The sequence below is a fragment of the Variovorax sp. Soil_C_19 genome, from assembly GCF_057657255.1.
The window spans coordinates 109470-126996 of sequence record NZ_JBDGIV010000001.1 but is presented as its reverse complement, the minus strand read 5'-3'; the positions used below and the strand labels follow the sequence as shown (position 1 = coordinate 126996).

General features: G+C 68.4%; 19 protein-coding genes. 17 read left to right on the top strand and 2 right to left on the bottom strand.

Annotated features, from left to right (window positions below; genetic code table 11):
* Window positions 1-14 precede the first annotated feature (14 nt).
* The 11 genes from AC3A6R_RS00610 to mnhG all read left to right on the top strand — a co-directional run bounded on the left by AC3A6R_RS00610 (window position 15) and on the right by mnhG (window position 10000).
* On the top strand, window positions 15-389 hold the full coding sequence (locus tag AC3A6R_RS00610; protein WP_487859798.1) for a ComEA family DNA-binding protein: 375 nt from the start codon (window positions 15-17) through the stop codon (window positions 387-389).
* A 176-nt stretch (window positions 390-565) separates the two neighbouring features.
* Entirely contained in the window at window positions 566-1534 is a 969-nt protein-coding gene (locus tag AC3A6R_RS00605; RefSeq protein WP_487859797.1) for a TRAP transporter substrate-binding protein, read from the top strand.
* Between the two features lie 21 nt (window positions 1535-1555).
* The gene (locus tag AC3A6R_RS00600) at window positions 1556-2065 is read left to right on the top strand and encodes a TRAP transporter small permease (protein ID WP_487859796.1); all 510 of its coding nucleotides are present in this window, start codon (window positions 1556-1558) and stop codon (window positions 2063-2065) included.
* A complete protein-coding gene (locus tag AC3A6R_RS00595) occupies window positions 2058-3359 on the top strand; it encodes a TRAP transporter large permease (protein WP_487859795.1) in 1302 nt (433 codons plus the stop codon). The genes AC3A6R_RS00600 and AC3A6R_RS00595 overlap by 8 nt, the downstream gene beginning before the upstream one ends.
* Window positions 3360-3390: 31 nt before the next feature.
* The gene (crcB, locus tag AC3A6R_RS00590; protein ID WP_487859794.1) at window positions 3391-3768 is read left to right on the top strand and encodes a fluoride efflux transporter CrcB; all 378 of its coding nucleotides are present in this window, start codon (window positions 3391-3393) and stop codon (window positions 3766-3768) included.
* An 82-nt stretch (window positions 3769-3850) separates the two neighbouring features.
* The gene (locus AC3A6R_RS00585; RefSeq protein WP_487863456.1) at window positions 3851-6805 is read left to right on the top strand and encodes a monovalent cation/H+ antiporter subunit A; all 2955 of its coding nucleotides are present in this window, start codon (window positions 3851-3853) and stop codon (window positions 6803-6805) included.
* Window positions 6805-7158 (top strand): Na+/H+ antiporter subunit C, encoded by a 354-nt coding sequence (locus AC3A6R_RS00580; protein ID WP_487863455.1) that lies wholly within the window; start codon window positions 6805-6807, stop codon window positions 7156-7158. The genes AC3A6R_RS00585 and AC3A6R_RS00580 overlap by 1 nt, the downstream gene beginning before the upstream one ends.
* Before the next feature lie 22 nt (window positions 7159-7180).
* Entirely contained in the window at window positions 7181-8884 is a 1704-nt protein-coding gene (locus AC3A6R_RS00575) for a monovalent cation/H+ antiporter subunit D (protein ID WP_487863454.1), read from the top strand.
* Window positions 8881-9372 carry a Na+/H+ antiporter subunit E gene (locus AC3A6R_RS00570; protein WP_487859790.1) on the top strand — a complete coding sequence of 164 codons (492 nt, stop codon included), beginning with the start codon at window positions 8881-8883 and terminating at the stop codon, window positions 9370-9372. The genes AC3A6R_RS00575 and AC3A6R_RS00570 overlap by 4 nt, the downstream gene beginning before the upstream one ends.
* Window positions 9369-9647 carry a K+/H+ antiporter subunit F gene (locus AC3A6R_RS00565; RefSeq protein ID WP_487859789.1) on the top strand — a complete coding sequence of 93 codons (279 nt, stop codon included), beginning with the start codon at window positions 9369-9371 and terminating at the stop codon, window positions 9645-9647. Before AC3A6R_RS00570 ends, AC3A6R_RS00565 begins: the two co-directional genes overlap by 4 nt.
* A complete protein-coding gene (mnhG, locus tag AC3A6R_RS00560; protein WP_487859788.1) occupies window positions 9644-10000 on the top strand; it encodes a monovalent cation/H(+) antiporter subunit G in 357 nt (118 codons plus the stop codon). The genes AC3A6R_RS00565 and mnhG overlap by 4 nt, the downstream gene beginning before the upstream one ends.
* A gap of 13 nt (window positions 10001-10013) precedes the next feature.
* Here mnhG and AC3A6R_RS00555 read toward each other — a convergent pair whose 3' ends face one another.
* Window positions 10014-11009, bottom strand: a complete 996-nt coding sequence (locus AC3A6R_RS00555) for an ABC transporter substrate-binding protein (RefSeq protein WP_487863453.1) — start codon at window positions 11007-11009, stop codon at window positions 10014-10016.
* 111 nt (window positions 11010-11120) lie between these two features.
* Between AC3A6R_RS00555 and AC3A6R_RS00550 the strand changes: the two genes are divergently transcribed.
* The 6 genes from AC3A6R_RS00550 (at window position 11121) to AC3A6R_RS00525 (ending at window position 16484) form a co-directional block, all read left to right on the top strand.
* On the top strand, window positions 11121-11819 hold the full coding sequence (locus tag AC3A6R_RS00550; protein ID WP_487863452.1) for a TetR family transcriptional regulator: 699 nt from the start codon (window positions 11121-11123) through the stop codon (window positions 11817-11819).
* Window positions 11820-11915: 96 nt separating this feature from the next.
* A complete protein-coding gene (locus AC3A6R_RS00545) occupies window positions 11916-12728 on the top strand; it encodes an ABC transporter permease (RefSeq protein ID WP_487863451.1) in 813 nt (270 codons plus the stop codon).
* The gene (locus AC3A6R_RS00540) at window positions 12725-13774 is read left to right on the top strand and encodes an NAD-dependent epimerase/dehydratase family protein (protein ID WP_487863450.1); all 1050 of its coding nucleotides are present in this window, start codon (window positions 12725-12727) and stop codon (window positions 13772-13774) included. The genes AC3A6R_RS00545 and AC3A6R_RS00540 overlap by 4 nt, the downstream gene beginning before the upstream one ends.
* A gap of 4 nt (window positions 13775-13778) precedes the next feature.
* Entirely contained in the window at window positions 13779-14618 is an 840-nt protein-coding gene (locus AC3A6R_RS00535) for a GNAT family N-acetyltransferase (RefSeq protein ID WP_487859783.1), read from the top strand.
* Window positions 14619-14628: 10 nt separating this feature from the next.
* Complete coding sequence (locus AC3A6R_RS00530) at window positions 14629-15696, top strand: dihydrodipicolinate synthase family protein (protein WP_487863449.1); 1068 nt, start codon at window positions 14629-14631, stop codon at window positions 15694-15696.
* Window positions 15693-16484, top strand: coding sequence for an ABC transporter ATP-binding protein (locus AC3A6R_RS00525; protein ID WP_487859781.1), 792 nt, complete (start codon window positions 15693-15695; stop codon window positions 16482-16484). The genes AC3A6R_RS00530 and AC3A6R_RS00525 overlap by 4 nt, the downstream gene beginning before the upstream one ends.
* A gap of 18 nt (window positions 16485-16502) precedes the next feature.
* Here AC3A6R_RS00525 and AC3A6R_RS00520 read toward each other — a convergent pair whose 3' ends face one another.
* A complete protein-coding gene (locus AC3A6R_RS00520; protein ID WP_487859780.1) occupies window positions 16503-17525 on the bottom strand; it encodes an XdhC family protein in 1023 nt (340 codons plus the stop codon).
* Window positions 17526-17527: the final 2 nt, after the last annotated feature.

Sequence of the window (17527 nt, the reverse complement as noted above, 5' to 3'; positions counted from 1 at the left end):
GGAGTTCAAAAATCATGCTGAAGAAAATCTTCGCCGCACTGGCGATGCTGTGTGCCGCCGCTTCGTTCGCCGCGGTCGACGTCAACAAGGCCACGGCGGCCGATCTCGATGGCATCAAGGGCGTGGGCCCGGCCATGTCGACGCGCATCCTCGATGCGCGCAAGCAGGGCGAGTTCAAGGACTGGGCCGACCTGATGCAGCGCGTCAAGGGCGTGAAGGACAAAACCGCCGAGAAGCTCTCGGGCGAAGGGCTCACGGTCAACGGCAAGGCCTTCAGCGCACCAGCGGCCGCGCCGGCGACCACACCCGCGGCAACCCCGCCCGCGAGCATGGCGAAGCCGGCTGCCGCGTCGGCCGAGGCCAAGCCTGCGAAGCCAGCCAAGCCTTGAGCCCACCGCAGCAGCCGCTGCGAACCGAGCCGCCCTCCGGGGCGGCTTTTTCATGCCCGGCCGCACGGCGCGCCAGCGCGCACATGGCATCGCGTGGCAGGGAAATGCCTCACAAGTGGCCCGGAATTTGCACGTATGCTGGCCTTCGTTTTTCACTTCATACGTCCGGAGAGCCCATGAATCACAAGTTCGGCATCGCCCTCGCTGGCCTCACCCTTGGCGCCGCAGCATTCGCGCAGACCAAGTGGGACCTGCCCACCGCCTACCCGGCGAGCAACTTCCACACCGAGAACAACATGCAGTTCGCGAGCGACGTCGACAAGGGCAGCGGCGGCAAGCTCAAGATCACGGTGCACGCCAACGCTTCGCTGTTCAAGGCGCCGGAAATCAAGCGAGCGGTGCAAGGCGGCCAGGCGCAGCTCGGCGAGATCCTGCTGGTCAACTACCAGAACGAGTGGCAGATGTTCGGTGCCGACGGCATTCCGTTCCTGGCCGACAGCTACGACGCGGCGTGGAAGCTCTACCAGGCGCAGAAGCCCGCGCTCGAGAAGAAGCTCGCCGAACAGGGCATCGTGCTGCTCTACACGGTGGCCTGGCCGCCGCAGGGCATCTTCGTGAAGAAGGAGATCGCATCGGCCGCCGACCTCAAGGGCGTCAAGTGGCGCGCCTACAGCCCCGCCACCGCGCGCATCGGCGAACTCGTCGGCGCCCAGCCCGTCACCGTGCAGCAGGCCGAGCTGTCGCAGGCCATGGCCACCGGCGTGATCGAGTCGTACATGTCGTCGGGTTCGACCGGCTACGACACGAAGACCTTCGAATACATCAAGAACTTCTACGACACGCAGGCCTGGCTGCCGAAGAACGCGATCCTCATGAACAAGAAGGCCTTTGATGCGCTCGACAAGCCCGTACAGGACGCCGTGCGCAAGGCCGCAGCCGACGCCGAGAAACGCGGCTGGGAACTCTCGAAGAAGAAGAACGTCGAGTACCTCGACCTGCTCAAGAAGAACGGAATGGCCGTGCACGTGCCCTCGGCCGCACTCAAAACCGACATGAAGAAGATCGGCGACACCATGATCAAGGAATGGCTCGAGAAGGCCGGGCCCGAGGGACAGGCCGTGGTCGACGCCTACAAGAAGATGTGAGCCGAGCCCGCACCGCGCCCGATGCGAAAAGCCCTCGACTTCCTCTACGACAGCGCCGCCGCCCTGGCGGCGCTTTTCATGATCGGCTTGCTGGCGATGGTGCTGCTGTCGATCGTCAGCCGGCAGTTGCATTTCAACGTGCCGGGCATCGACGCCTATGCGGGCTACCTGATGGCCGGTGCGGGTTTCCTGGCGCTGGCGCACACACTCAAGCGCGGCGAGCACATCCGCGTGACCTTGGTGCTGCAGCACCTGCCGCCCACGGCGCAGCGCTGGCTCGAGCGCTGGGCCATGGGTGCCGGTGCGGTGCTCGCCCTGCTGTTCGCCTGGTACAGCGCGCGGCTGGTACTGCAGTCGCATGAATTCCACGACATCTCGACCGGCAACGACGCCACGCCGCTGTGGCTGCCGCAACTCTCGATGGCGCTCGGCGCGCTGGTGTTCGCCATTGCGGCACTCGACGAGTTCGTGATCGAGTGGCGCGGCCGCCCGGCCAAGGCCGAGGGTGCGGAGGCGCTGCGCCATGAATGACATTGCCGTCGCAGCGCTGCTGATCGCGGCGCTGTTCCTCATTCTCGGCAGCGGCGTCTGGATCGGGCTCACACTTTCGGGCGTCGCATGGATCGCCATGCAGGTTTTCTCGTCGCGCCCGGCCGGCGACGCAATGGCCGTGACCATCTGGGGCTCGGCCTCGAGCTGGACACTGACCGCGCTGCCGCTCTTCATCTGGATGGGCGAGATCCTCTTCCGTACCCGGCTCTCGCAGGACATGTTCAAGGGTCTCGCGCCCTGGATGCAGAGCCTGCCGGGGCGGCTGCTGCACACCAACGTGGTGGGCTGCGCCGTGTTCGCAGCAGTCTCGGGATCGAGCGCGGCCACCTGCGCCACCATCGGCAAGATGAGCCTGCCCGAACTCAAGCGGCGCGGCTACCCCGACGACATGGTCATCGGCACGCTGGCGGGCGCGGGCACACTGGGCCTCCTGATCCCGCCGTCGATCATCATGATCGTCTATGGCGTGAGTGCCGACGTTTCGATCGCACGCCTGTTCATCGCGGGGGTGGTGCCGGGCATCGTGCTCGGGCTGCTGTTCTCGGGCTACATCATGGTCTGGGCGCTGCGGCATCCCGAACGCGTGCCGCCGGCCGACCTGAAGCTGCCGCTGCTGGAGAAGCTCAAGGCCTCGCTGTCGCTGATCCCGGTGGCGCTGCTGATCCTGTCGGTGCTCGGCTCCATCTACGCCGGCATCGCCACCGCCACCGAGGCGGCGGCGCTGGGCGTGGTGGGCGCGCTGGTCATCTCTGGCACGCAGGGGTCGCTCAGTTGGCACAGCTTCAAGGAAGCGCTGCTCGGCGCCACGCGGCTCTACTGCATGATGGCGCTGATCCTCGCCGGCGCCGCTTTCCTCACGCTCGCCATGGGCTACATCGGCCTGCCGCGCCACCTGGCCGAATGGATCGGTTCGCTCGGCCTCTCGAAGTTCCAGCTGATCGCGATGCTCGCGATGTTCTTCATCGTGCTGGGCTGCTTCCTCGACGGCATCTCGATGGTGGTGCTGACCATGGGCGTCATCATGCCGACCGTGCACGCGGCCGGCATCGACCCGATCTGGTTCGGCATCTTCGTCGTGCTGGTGGTCGAGATGGCGCAGATCACGCCGCCCGTGGGGTTCAACCTGTTCGTTCTGCAGGGAATGACCGGCAAGGACCTGCTCTACATCGCGCGCGTCACGCTGCCGATGTTCCTGCTGATGGCAGCGGCCGTGCTGCTCATCTACTTCGTGCCGCAGCTCGTCACTTGGCTGCCGCAGCAGATGGCGCCCTGAGCCACAGATCCGCGCCACCGACAATAGGCCGATGCTGCTTCCGATCATCGCCATCTGCATGGGTGCTTCCGTGGGTGCGCTCGCGCGCTGGGGCCTCGCACTCTGGCTGGGTAGCGGCGGACTCATGCCCTGGGGCACGCTGGCCGCCAACCTGATCGGCGGCTACCTGATCGGTGTGGCGATCGCTGCGTTCCAGCTGCTGCCCGACCTCGACCCCGTCTGGCGGCTGGCGCTGGTGACCGGCTTCCTCGGCGGGCTCACCACCTTCTCGAGCTTCTCGGCCGAGGTGGTGACGATGCTGCTCGAGGGCCGCGTGGGCGTGGCCCTGCTCACCGCGTCCGCCCACCTCGGCGGCTCGCTCGTCGCGACCTGGCTCGGCATCCGCAGCGTGCAGGTGCTGGCCGGCTGACCGCGATCGGGGCTGTAAAACCGGCCGACGGCACCGGCTTTGGCGGGGCCGGCCGGGGGTGCGGTCGATAGAATCGACCGCAATGCCCCTGGTCTTCCTCGTCGCCCTCCCCTTCATTGCCAGCGTGCTGGCCGCGTTGTTGCCGTCCAATGCGCGCAATCGGGAGTCGACGCTGGCTGGGCTGGTGGCGCTCGGCTGCGCGGTGCAGACCGCGTGGTTCTTTCCGCAGATCGCCCAGGGCAACGTGCTGCGCCAACGCATCGAGTGGCTGCCCGAACTGGGCCTCGACCTGGTGTTTCGCATGGACGGCTTCGCGTGGCTCTTCTGCATGCTGGTGCTCGGCATCGGCGCGCTGGTGGTGCTCTATGCGCGCTACTACATGTCGCCATCCGACCCGGTGCCCCGCTTCTTCTCGTTCTTCCTCGCCTTCATGGGCGCGATGATCGGCGTGGTGCTCTCGGGCAACCTGATCCAGATGGTGCTGTTCTGGGAGCTCACCAGCCTGTTCTCGTTCCTGCTGATCGGCTATTGGCACCATCGGCGCGATGCACGCCGCGGTGCCCGCATGGCGCTCACCGTCACCGGTGCCGGCGGGCTCTGCCTGCTGGCCGGCGTGCTGGTGCTGGGCCGCATTGCTGGCAGCTACGAGCTCGACGTGGTGCTCGCCTCGGGCAACGAGATCCGCGCCCACGCGCTCTACCCCGTGGCGCTGGTGCTGATCCTGCTCGGCGCCTTTACCAAGAGCGCGCAGTTCCCGTTCCACTTTTGGCTGCCGCGCGCCATGGCAGCGCCCACGCCGGTGTCGGCCTACCTCCACTCGGCCACCATGGTGAAGCTCGGCGTGTTCCTGATGGCGCGCCTGTGGCCCGTGCTCTCGGGCACCGAGCAGTGGTTCTGGCTGGTCGGCGGCGCGGGTGCGATCACGCTGCTGCTCGGCGGCTTCATCGCGATGTTCCAGCGCGACCTGAAGGCACTGCTGGCGTACTCGACCATCTCGCACCTCGGGCTCATCACGCTGCTGCTGGGGCTCAACAGCCCGCTCGCCGCGGTAGCGGCGGTGTTCCACATCATGAATCACGCGACGTTCAAGGCGTCGCTCTTCATGGCGGCCGGCATCATCGACCACGAGACCGGCACGCGCGACATCCGCAAGCTCAGCGGCCTGATGCGGTTGATGCCGATCACAGGCACGCTGGCGATCATCGCCAGCGCCGCGATGGCAGGCGTGCCACTGCTCAATGGCTTCCTGTCGAAGGAGATGTTCTTCGCCGAGACCGTCTTCATCCAGTCCACGCCCTGGATCGACTTCAGCCTGCCGGTGATCGCCACGGTCGCGGGCATCTTCAGCGTGGCCTATTCGGCGCGCCTCGTGTTCGATGTGTTCTTCGGCCCGCCCTGCGGCCCCGACGTGCCCAAGCAGCCGCACGAGCCGCCGCACTGGATGCGCGTGCCCGTCGAGCTGCTGGTGCTGGTCTGCCTTGTCGTGGGCGTGGCGCCGGCATGGTCGATCGGCGCGCTGCTCGCGGCCGCCGCGCAACCGGTGGTGGGCGGCGTGCTGCCGGCCTACAGCCTCGCGGTGTGGCACGGCTTCAACCTGCCGCTCGCGATGAGCTTCGTCGCGCTCGCCGGCGGCGCAGCGCTCTACCTGTCGCAGCGCAGCCGCCGCGCACGCGGTGCGCTCGAACACACGCCGCTGCTGCACCGCTTCGACGGCCAGCTGATCTTCGAGCACCTGCTCGCGCAGCTCAGCGAGGCCGGCCGCCGCAGCCGCCGCGTGCTCGGCACCCGGCGCATGCAGTCGCAGTTGCTGCTGCTGGTCGTGGTGGCGGCCGCCGGCGCCGCGGCCGCGCTCTGGACCGCACCGGTGGCACGCGGCAGCCGCGAACCGCTGCCGTTCTCGCCGATGTTCGCCATGACCTGGCTCATCGGCGGCGTCTGTGCGCTGGCCGCGGCATGGCAGGCCAAATTCCACCGGCTCGCCTCGCTGATGCTCGCGTCGGCGGCGGGCCTCGTTGCCTGCATCACCTTCATCTGGTTCTCGGCGCCCGATCTCGCGCTCACGCAGCTCGTGGTGGAAGCCGTCACCACGGTGCTGATCCTGCTCGGCCTGCGCTGGCTGCCGATGCGCAGCAAGGACGCAGTGCAGCCCGCCCGCGCGCGGCTCAGGCCCTGGGGCCGGCGCGGGCGAGACCTGCTGGTGGCCGCGTGCGCCGGCAGCGGCATGGCGGCGTTGGCCTGGCTCATGATGACGCGCCCGTTCCCGCAGAGCATCTCGCCGTTCTTCCTCGAACGCGCGCTCACCGAGGGCGGTGGCACCAACGTGGTCAACGTGATGCTGGTCGACTTCCGCGGCTTCGACACGTTCGGCGAGATCACGGTGCTCGGCGTGGTGGCGCTCACGGTGTATGCATTGCTGCGCCGCTTCCGGCCCGCGCCCGAATCGATGGCGCTGCCCCCGCAGCAGCGCGCGCAGACCGACGACGGCAGCAGCGACCTGCTGAACCCGCGGCTCGCGAAGGACACCGCGGTCGGCTACCTCATGGTGCCGGCGGTGCTGGTACGGCTGCTGCTGCCGCTCGCGGTGCTCGTGTCGGTGTATTTCTTCATGCGCGGGCACAACGCGCCGGGCGGCGGCTTCGTCGCCGGCCTCGTGATGTCGGTCGCGCTGGTGCTGCAGTTCATCGTGTCGGGCACCGAATGGGTCGAAGAGCACCTGCGCATCTATCCGCGCCGCTGGATCGCGGTCGGGCTGCTGCTTTCCATGGCCACCGGCAGCGGCGCCGTGCTGCTCGGCTATCCGTTCATGACCACGCACACCGCGCACCTGCATGTCCCGATCCTCGGCGAACTGCACGTGCCCAGCGCCCTCTTCTTCGACATCGGCGTGTTCGCGCTGGTGCTCGGCGCCACCATGCTGATACTCACCGCGCTCGCGCATCAATCGATCCGGAGCCACCGCTGGGCCGCCGAGCAGGACGAAAAGGCGGCCGAGGCCGCAGCAGCCGCCGCCGCATTGGCCGCGGAGGGCGCGCGCTGATGGAAGCCGTGCTCGCCATCGCCATCGGCGTGCTCTCCGGCTCGGGGGTGTACCTGCTGCTGCGTCCACGCACCTTCCAGGTGATCATGGGCCTCACGCTCATCTCGTATGCGGTCAACCTGTTCATCTTCAGCATGGGGCGGCTCAAGGTCGACAGCGAGCCGGTGCTCATCGAAGGCTTCACCGCCACGCTCGCCAACACCGCCGACCCGATGCCGCAGGCCCTGGTACTCACGGCGATCGTGATCGGCTTCGCGATGACCGCATTGTTCCTGGTGGTGATGCTGGCTTCGCGCGGCCTCACCGGCACCGACCACGTCGACGGCGAAGAGCGGCAGGGGGCGGCGGAATGAGCGCAGCGCCTAGGAAGCACCAATGACCGGCCTCGTGCACCTGCTCGACCGACTGCTCGAGTTCGGCATGCCGCACCTGGTGGCGGTACCGATCCTGCTGCCGCTGCTCACGGCCGCGCTGATGATGCTGCTCGGCGAGCGCCGCCGCCGCACCAAGTCGGCGCTGAGCGTGATCTCGGGCCTCGCCGGCCTCCTGGCCGCGCTGGCGCTGCTGCGCTGGGTGAATGCGCCCGACACCGGCGACGGGCCGGGCTCGGTCGGCATCTACCTGCCGGGCAACTGGCAGGCGCCGTTCGGCATCGTGCTGGTGGCCGACCGGCTCTCCAGCATGATGGTCGCGCTCACCGGCGTGGTGGCGTTCGCGGCCTCCATCTACTCGACCTCGCGCTGGGACCGCGCGGGCGTGCACTTCCATCCGCTGCTGCAGCTGCAGCTCATGGGCCTGAACGGCGCCTTCCTCACGGGCGACCTGTTCAACCTGTTCGTGTTCTTCGAGGTGATGCTGGCGGCCTCCTACGGCCTGCTGCTGCACGGCTCGGGCCGGCTGCGCGTGCAGGCCGGACTGCACTACATCGCGATCAACCTCGCCGCCTCGGCGCTCTTCCTGGTCGGTGCGGCGCTGCTCTACGGCGTGACCGGCACGCTCAACATGGCCGACCTCGGCATGCGCATCGCGCAGCTCGATGCGGGCGACCGCGGCCTCGTGCATGCGGCCGCGGCCATCCTCGCGACCGCCTTCTTCGCCAAGGCCGGCGCCTGGCCGCTCAACTTCTGGCTCGTGCCGGCTTACAGCGCCGCGGTGTCGCCGGTGGGCGCGGTCTTCGCGCTGCTCACCAAGCTCGGCGTCTACACGCTGCTCCGGCTCTGGACCGTGCTCTTCGCGCCCGACACCGGCGCCTCGGCTGGGCTCGGGCAATCGGTGCTGATCGCGATCGGCCTCGCCACGCTGTTCGCGGGCGCGCTCGGCATCGTCGGCACGCAGCGGCTCTCCAACCTCGCGGGCTTCAGCGTGCTGGTGTCGGCCGGCACGCTGATCGCGGCCATCGGCCTCGGCGAAACCGCGGTCTGGGCGGGTGCGCTCTATTACCTCCTGAGTTCGACGCTCGCGGTCAGTGCCTTCTTCCTGCTGGTCGACATGATCGAGCGCTGGCGCAATGCCGGCCTGAGCGTCGCGCCGCACGAGCAGGCGGGCAACGCCCCGTTTCTTGCCGAAGACCTGCGCGTGGTCGACGACGTGAACCTCGACGACGAGGCACAGGCACTCTACGGCCGCGCCATTCCGGCCGGCGTCGCCTTCCTGGGCCTGAGTTTCATCGGCTGCACGCTGCTGCTCGCGGGGCTGCCGCCGCTGTCGGGCTTCGTGGGCAAGTTCGCGATGCTGTCGGGCGCCTTCGTGACCAGCGGCACCTCGACGCCCGTCTGGATCTTCCTTGCGCTGCTGCTGGCGTCGGGCTTCCTGGCGCTGATCGCGCTGAGCCGCACCGGCATCCGGCATTTCTGGACCCAGCCGCATCCCGTCATGCCCGCGCTGCCGGCGCTCGAGGTGCTGCCCGTGGCCGGGCTGCTCGCGGCCTGCGTGGCGCTGACGGTCTGGGCCGGCCCGGTCATGCGCCACGCCACTGCCACGGCCGAGAACCTGCGCACGCCCACCGCATACCGCAAGGCCGTGATGGATGCGCGGCAGGTGCCCAACCCGCCGCGGCCGGCCAAGGGGGGCACCCCATGAAGCGATGGATGCCGTCGCCGCCGCTCTCGCTCGCGCTGTTTGCGGTGTGGCTGCTGCTGAGTCAGTCGCTCGACGCCGCCACATTGATGTCGGCGGCCGTGATGGCCATTGCCGTGCCCCTGCTCACGCAGGGCCTGCGCCCCGCCCCGGTTCGCATGCGCCGGCCCGGCCTGGCGCTGCGGCTGGCGTTCGTCGTGCTCTGGGACATGCTCAAGTCGGCCTACGACGTGTCGCGGCTGCTCCTCACGCGCCGCACGTCGCGCATCGCCTCGAAGTTCGTGCAGGTCCCGCTCGAACTGCGCGACCCGAACGCCCTCGCCGTGCTGGCCATGATCATGTGCCTGACGCCGGGCACCGCCTGGGGCGAGATCGCGTTCGACCGCAGCACGCTGCTGATCCACCTGTTCGACCTCGACGACGAAGCCGCCTTCATCGAGATGATCAAGACGCGCTACGAACGCCCGCTGATGGAGATCTTCGAATCATGACGCCCGTTCTTTTCTGGGCCCTCAAGGCCGCGCTTTTCCTGCTGGCGGTGGCCATGCTCTGTGCGCTCTGGCGCCTGCTGATCGGACCGACTGCGCAGGACCGCGTGATGGCGCTCGACTGCCTCTACATCAACGGCATGCTGATGATGCTGGTGCTCGGCATCAACTACGCGAGCAACGTCTACTTCGAGGCCGCGATGCTGGTCGCGATCTTCGGCTTCGTGGGATCGACGGCGATGGCCAAGTTCCTGTTGCGCGGGGAGGTCATAGAGTGAATGATTTCATCGTCGGCCCCCTGCCGCTGTGGGCCGAGATCGCGACCGCGGTGTTCGCGGTGCTCGGCGCTGTTTTCGCGGCCATCGGTTCCTTCGGGCTCGTGCGCCTACCGAGCTTCTTTCGCCGCATCCATGCGCCCACGCTGGGCGCCACCGTCGGCGTATGGTGCATGACGATCGCGATGATCGTCTACTTCTCGGTGCAAGGCTTCAGCCTGTTCCTGCACGCCATCCTGATCGTGCTGTTCATCGCGCTCACCGCGCCGATCACCACCATCTTCCTGATGCGCGCCGCGCTGTTCCGCGAACGGCAAAAGGGCGGCGACGTGCCGCCCCAGGCCAAGTCGGGCTGAAGCCGGCTCGGCCTCAGTTGGGCGCCATGCGCACGCCCTTGTCGAGGAACTCGTTGGTGAAGAGTGTCGCCGGGTCGTAGGGCTTGTCGATGCCGATCAGCGAAGACACCAGTTCGTAGTCGGCCTTCACGCGCTGGCCGTCGAAGGCGCCGAGCGCCACCTTGGTGGTGGTGTCGTCGCGCATCAGCTGCTTGATGCGGCTCCACTGGTCGCGCTGGTTGTCGGGCGTGAGGCCGCTCACGCTGGCCGTCAGCGCCTGCAGACAGGGATCGAAGCTCTTCACGCAGGCGTCGTAGGCGCGCTGCGTCACCGCCACGAACTTTTTCACCTGCGCCGCGTTCTTCGCCAGATACGCGCCGTTCACGATCAGCGAGTTGCCATACACGTTCACGCCCGCGTCGCGCCAGGGCTGGAAGCCGAGGTCGCTGCCGAACTCGCGCACCTTCAGGTCGTGCTCGTTGTAGAAGTCGCTGATGATGTCGACCGACTTGCTCTTGAGCGCCGCAACCTTGGCTTGCGGGCTCACGTTGACGAAGCCCACGCTCGCCGGATCGAGCCCCACCTTCTTGGCGAACGCGGGCCACATGAGGCGCGCCGCATCGCCGGGAGGGTTGCCGATCTTGCGGCCCGCGAAGTCCTTGGGTCCGGTGATGCCCGAAGACTTGAGCCAGTAGAAGCCTTGCGGACTGTTCGCGTAGATCACCATCACCGCCTTCACGTCGGCACCCTTGCCCTTCGCCTGGATGGCGGTGGGCAGGTCGGCGATGCCGAGCTCGGCGCCGCCCGTGCCCACGCGCTGCGCGGACACCGCCGAACCCTTGCCGGCCTCGATGCTCAGGTCGATGCCGGCCTCGGTGTACCAGCCCTTCGACTTCGCGAAATAGATCGGCGCATGGTCGGCCGTCGGCGTCCAGTTGAGCATCAGGCTCATGGAATCGGCCGCGAAGGCGGCGGGGATCGAGACCATCAGCAGCGCGGTGGCGCCGAGTGCCGGCAGCAGCTTTTTCATGCGGGTCGCTCCAAAAGAGGGTAAAAACAGATTCTGCAGTTCATCGTACCAACTGTTTGGTTGACAGGCAATCCAGACACGCCCACCCATGGGGCCAGAATCCATCCCACCATGCCCGCAGCAACCTCCTCCCTCTCCCGCCGCCCTGCATCCGCACCTGCACCTGCACCTGCACCTGCACCTGCACCCGCGCGCCGCGAGCGCGACCCGGCCGCCGCCAAGCAAGCGCTGATCGCGGCCGCCGTGGCCGAGTTCGCCGGCAAGGGCTTCGCCGGCGCGCGTGTCGACGAGATCGCCGCGACCGCGGGCGTCAACAAGCAGCTCGTTTACCACTACTTCGACAACAAGCAGGGCCTGTACCTGGTCGCGCTCGAATCGGTCTACGCCGAGATCCGCGAAAAGGAAAAGAAACTCACGCTCGATGCGCTCGAACCGATGGAGGCCATGGCCAAGCTGGTGGCGTTCTCCTTCGACTACCTCGCCGAGCACCCCGAATTCATCGCGCTGCTGGCGGACGAGAACCGCAACCAGGGCGCCCACCTGCGCGCTTCCGAGCGGCTGCAGAAGATGCATTCGCCGTTCATCGACATGCTCGAGGCCACGCTCAAGCGCGGCGTGGCAGCGGGGGTGTTCCGGGCCGACTTCGACGCGATCAACCTCTACATCTCGATCGCGGGCATCTCGTACTTCTTCTTCTCCAACAACCACACGCTGTCGGCGATCTTCGGCAAGGCGCTCGACGCGCGCGGCGCATTGCGCAAGCGCCGCAAGCACGTGGTCGAGTTCGCACTCAACGCGTTGAGGCCCTGAGGGTTTCCTCGCCCGCTTTTTATCAACCGGTTGGTTGACTCGGTCCGGTGCGGGTCCTATGATCCGCCGCATTGTTTGCCCAGACCAGGAATCGAGATGACGGCACCCGAGGGCGCACTCGCGCCAACCGCCCCCGCGCCCTTCGCGGGCGAGCGCCCCGACTGGCAGCGCTGGGCCATCGTGGCCGCGGTGCACGTCGCGGCCGTCGTGCTGTGGGAAATCGTCGTGCGGGTGCTCGAGGTCCAGTCCTTTGTCTTGCCCGCGCCGTCCAAGGTGCTGGCCACGCTGGGCAACCCCAACTACAGCTGGCTCATGAACACCGGCGTCACCGCGCTCGAGGTGTTCGGCGGCTATGCGCTCGGGCTGGTGCTCGGCATTCTTTCGGCGCTGCTCTTCATTACCAGCCGCCGGCTCATGCTGCTGGTGTTTCCGCTCCTGGTCACGCTCAACATGATTCCCAAGGTGGCGATGGGCCCGCTCGTGATCGTGTGGTTCAGCTACGGCATCGGGCCCAACATCCTGATCACCTTCAGCCTCTGCTTCTTTCCAATCCTGCTGACCACCATTCGCGGCCTCAACGAGGCCGAGCCCGAGATGCTCGACCTGGTGCGTGCGCTCAAGGGTTCGCGCTGGCAGTTGTTTCGCTACATCCAGCTGCCGGGCTCGCTGCCCTACGTGTTCTCGGGCATGAAGGTTGCCACCATCCTCGCGGTGGCCGGCGCAGTGGTCGGCGAGTTCATTGCCTCCGAACGCGGGCTGGGCTACCTGATGATCCAGGTCCAGGCCTCGCTCGACACGCCCGCGGTCTTCATGGCCGTGCTGCTCATCACGGGCCTGGGCGTTCTGCTCTACCTGCTGGTGCTCCTGCTCGAGCGCCTCTTCATCACCCAGGACGCAAGAATCCAATGACCGCACCCATCGTGCTCGACGAGCTTCCCTTTCCCGATCGCTTCGAGACCGAAGCTGCACTCGAAGACTACCTGGCCACGCCCTCGCGCGACCTCGTGCGCGACATGGCGCGCATCGACGGCGACCTGATGATCCTCGGCGTGGGCGGCAAGATGGGCCCGACGCTCGCGCGCCTCGCAAAGAACGCGATGCCGGGCCGCCGCGTGATAGCCGTGGCGCGCTTCAGCGAAGCCGGCGTGCGCGAATCGCTCGAAGCACACGGCATCGAGACCATCGCCTGCGACCTGCTCGACCGCGCCGCGATCGCCGCGCTGCCGCCGTGCGCCAACGTGGTCTTCATGGCCGGGCGCAAATTCGGCGCCGATGCAAACAACCCGCTCACCTGGGCCATGAACGTGCATGTGCCGGCGCTGGTGGCGGAGCACTTTCGCGCGTCGCGCATCGTGGCCTTCTCGACCGCTTGCGTGTACCCGTTCGTGCCGGTGATCGGCCAGGGCGCGAGCGAAGGCGATGCGCCCAATCCGCCCGGCGAATACGCCAACTCGTGCGTGGGCCGCGAACGCATGTTCGAGTATTTCTCTCAGCAGCACGGCACGCCCGGGCGGCTGTTTCGCCTGAGCTATGCAATCGACCTGCGCTACGGCGTGCTGGCCGACGTGGCGCTCAAGGTCTGGCGCGGCGAGCCGGTCGATGTGACGATGGGCCACGTCAACGTGATCTGGCAGGGTGATGCGAACGCACAGGCGCTGCGCTGCCTGTCGGTGGCCACGGTGCCGACCTCGCCGCTCAACGTGAGCGGCCCCGAGACGACCTCGATCCGCTGGCTCGCCGAAGAATTTGCGCGTCATTTCGGCAAGCCCGCGACGATCACCGGCCAGGAGGCCCCGACCGCCTGGCTCATGAACACCGGCGAGGCGGAGCGCCTGTTCGGCTATCCGCGCGTGCCGCTCGCCCAGCAGATCCGCTGGGTGGCCGACTGGATCTCGCGCGAGCAGCGCCAGTACGGCAAGCCGACGAAATTCGAATCGCGCGACGGAAAGTACTGAAGCCGTGGCCACGCCCGCCGTCGAAACGCTCGCGTCGATCACGCCCGGCACGCAGCCGATGCTCGATGCGCTGGTCGCCGCCAGCGGCTGGAACCAGACCGGCTGCGACTGGCGACTGTTCGAGCGGCTCGGCACGCTGCACGTCGTGCGCGATGCGCACGGCACGATCGTCGCGAGCGGTGCCGTGCTGCCGATGGAAGGCGCAGCCTGGATCAGCATGATCCTCGTGCAGCCGGAGATGCGCGGCCAGGGCCTGGGCCGCGCGGTGTTCGCGCGCTGTCTGCAGCAGGTGCAAGCGGCGGGCCTGGTCGCCATGCTCGACGCCACGCCGCAGGGCGAGCCGCTCTATGCGAGCTTCGGTTTCACCCCGCTGTGGCGGCTGGCGCGCTGGCAGCGCGAGGCCACCGCAGGCCCCACCGATGCGCTCGCGGCCGGCAAGCCGCCCATCGACAGCCTCGCCGCACTCGACGCCGAGGCGCTCGGCATGGCGCGCCCGGCCGTGCTCGCCGACCTGCTCGCGCGCGAGGACAGCCGCTGCGTGCGCAACGGCCTCGGCTTCGGGCTGGTGCGCGCAGGCCGCATCGCCCATCACATCGGTCCGCTGCTGTCGGCCGACGAGCACACGGCCGCGGCGCTGCTGCAGGACGCCGCACGCGGCTTGGGCGGCCGCATCTTCATCGACGTGCCCGAAAACCGCCCCGCCATGGCCGCGGCGCTGCGCGAAGCCGGCTTCACGCCGCAGCGCAGCTTTGCGCGCATGGCGCTCGCCACGCGCCCCGGCACGGCACCGCCGCTCGGCCAGCCTGCCTTCATCCACGCCATTGCCGGCCCCGAGTTCGGCTGAGGACATCCAGATGCCATTGAATCGATCCGACCTGCCCGCCGACGTGCTCGCGCTGCTCTCGCAAGGCACGGTGATTCCCGCGCACCCGCTCGCACTCGACGCGTCGCGCCGCCTCGATCGCCAGCGTCAACGTGCGCTCACGCGCTACTACGTCGATGCCGGCGCCGGCGGGCTGGCGGTGGGCGTGCACACCACGCAGTTCGCGATCCGCGAGCGCGGCCTCTACGCCACGGTACTCGAAGCCGCGATGCACGACCGCCTTGCCTGGAGCGGCCGCCCGATGGCGATGATCGCCGGCCTCTGCGGCCCGACCTCGCAGGCGCAGGCCGAGGCGCGCACGGCCGTCTCGCTCGGCTACCACGCGGGACTGCTGAGCCTCGCCGCGCTCGCGGGCTCGCCCGAAGACGAACTCATCGCCCACTGCGAAGCCATCGCCGAAGAGATTCCGCTCGTCGGCTTCTACCTGCAGACGGTCGTCGGCGGCCCGGTGTTGTCGAGCGACTTCTGGCGCCGCTTCGCATCGATACCGAATGCGCTCGCGATCAAGGTCGCGCCGTTCAACCGCTACCGCACGCTCGACGTGGTGCGTGGGCTGGTCGATGCGCGCGCCGAGGAGCGCGTGTTTCTCTACACGGGCAACGACGACCACATCGTGCTCGACCTTGCGCTGCCGTTCGCCGCCATGCGCGACGGCACGCCGGTCGAGGTGCGCTTTCGCGGCGGACTGCTCGGCCACTGGTCGGTCTGGACGTCGAGCGCAGTGAAGCAACTGCAGGCGATCAAGGCCGAGCTCGCCGCGGGCGGGGGCACGCTGAGCCCGTCGCTGCTCGCGCTCGATGCGCGCGTGACCGACTGCAATGCCGCCTTCTTCGACGTGCCGAACAACTTCCACGGCTGCATCGCCGGCTGCCACGAGGTGCTGCGGCGCCAGGGCCTGCTCGAAGGCATCTGGTGCCTCGACCCCGAAGAGGGCCTCGGCCGTGGGCAGGCGGACGAAATCGACCGCGTCTACCGCCAGCACGGCGACCTGGCCGACGATGCGTTCGTGCAGGCGAACCTTGCGCGGTGGCTGGCATGAGCGCCGTTCTGCAATCGCGCGACGAAACGCCGCTGATCCGCATGCGGCAGTTGCGCAAGGTCTACCGCAAGCGCAACGAAGAATTCCTCGCCGTCTCCGACGTCACGATGGACGTGCACGCCGGCGATCTCGTCTCGCTGGTCGGGCCTTCGGGCTGTGGCAAGTCGACGCTGCTCAAGATCCTCTCGGGACTGCACGGCCACGACGGCGGCACGCTCGAGATCGGCGGGCCCGGCGGTGCCGGCTTCCAGCCAGGGCGCGATGTCGGCATGGTGTTCCAGCAACCGCTGCTGCTCAAGTGGCGCACCATCCTCGACAACGTGATGCTGCCCGCCGACATCCTCGGGCTGGAGCGCCGCGCCGCCCGCCAGCGCGCGCACGAGCTGCTCGAGATGGTCGGCCTCGCGGGCTTCGCCGACAAGCTGCCCTACGAACTCTCGGGCGGCATGCAGCAGCGCGCGGCCATTGCGCGCGCGCTGATCCACGATCCGAAGCTGGTGCTGATGGACGAGCCCTTCGGCGCCCTCGATGCGCTCACGCGCGAGAAGATGAACCTCGAGATGCTGCGCATCTGGGAACAGAGCCGCAAGACCTTCGTCGTGGTCACGCACAGCATCCAGGAAGCGGTGTTCCTGGGCTCGCACTGCGCCGTGCTCACCGCCGGGCCCGCGCGCATGGCCGACTTCTTCCCCATCGAGCTGCCCGAACCGCGCAAGCTGCATGTGAAGACCAGCCCGGCCTTCGGCGCGTACGTGCGCCGCATCTACGACCTGCTGGGCGTGGAATAGCGCGCGCCCCCGCGCGTGTCAGCCCGCCACCGCCTGCTGCAGGCCCTTGGCGCGCGCCACTTCCATTTCGCGCGGCAGCGTCACCGCGTTCTTCACCGCGAGGATCTCGGCCATCACGCTGACCGCGATCTCGGGCGGCGTCTTGCTGCCGATGTAGATGCCGATCGGCCCGCGCAGCCGCGCGAGCGAGGCGTCCGTCTGGTCGAAGTGCTCGATCATGCGGCTGCGCCGTGCCTCGGCATTGCGGCGCGAGCCGATGGCGCCCACGTAGAAGGCCTCGCTCTGCAGGGCCTCGAGCAGCGCGAGGTCGTCGAGCTTGGGATCGTGCGTGAGCGCGACCACGCAGCTGCGCCGGTCCGGCCTGAAGGCCAGCACCGCATCGTCGGGCATCTCGGTGGTGATCTCCACGCCGGCCAGCGACCATGCGGTGCGGTACTCGGCGCGCGGGTCGCACAGCGTCACGGCGAAGCCGCTGAACTTGGCCATGGTGGCAAGGTATTCGGCCAGTTGCCCGGCGCCGATCAGCAGCATGCGGTACTCGGGACCGAAGGTGTTGGTGAGCTCGGTCTCGTCCACCTTGAGTTCGTCGGGCGCGCTGGCCTCGGCCAGCTGCACGGCGCCGCTCGCGAGCGCGACCGTGCGCCGCATGAGCCGGCCCTGCTCGAGCGCGGCGACGAGCGCCGCGAGCGAGGCGGCATCGGGGTCGTGTTCGAGCAGCAGCTCCAGCGTGCCGCCGCAAGGCAGCCCGAAGCGATGCGCCTCGTCGGCCGTGATGCCGTACTTGACGAGCGCGGGCGGCGTGCCCGGCGGCACGCGCTCGCCGCTGCCGTGCGCGTGGCTGTAGCGTGCGATCAGGTCGTCCTCGATGCAGCCGCCCGAGACCGAGCCCACCACCGCGCCGTCGTCCGCCAGCGCCATGATGGAACCGACCGGCCGTGGCGACGAGCCCCAGGTGCGCACCACCGTGGTCAGCAGCGCACGCTTTCCGGCCTGCCGCCAGTCGCGCAGCGTGCGCAGCACCATGACGTCGAGATTCTCCATCC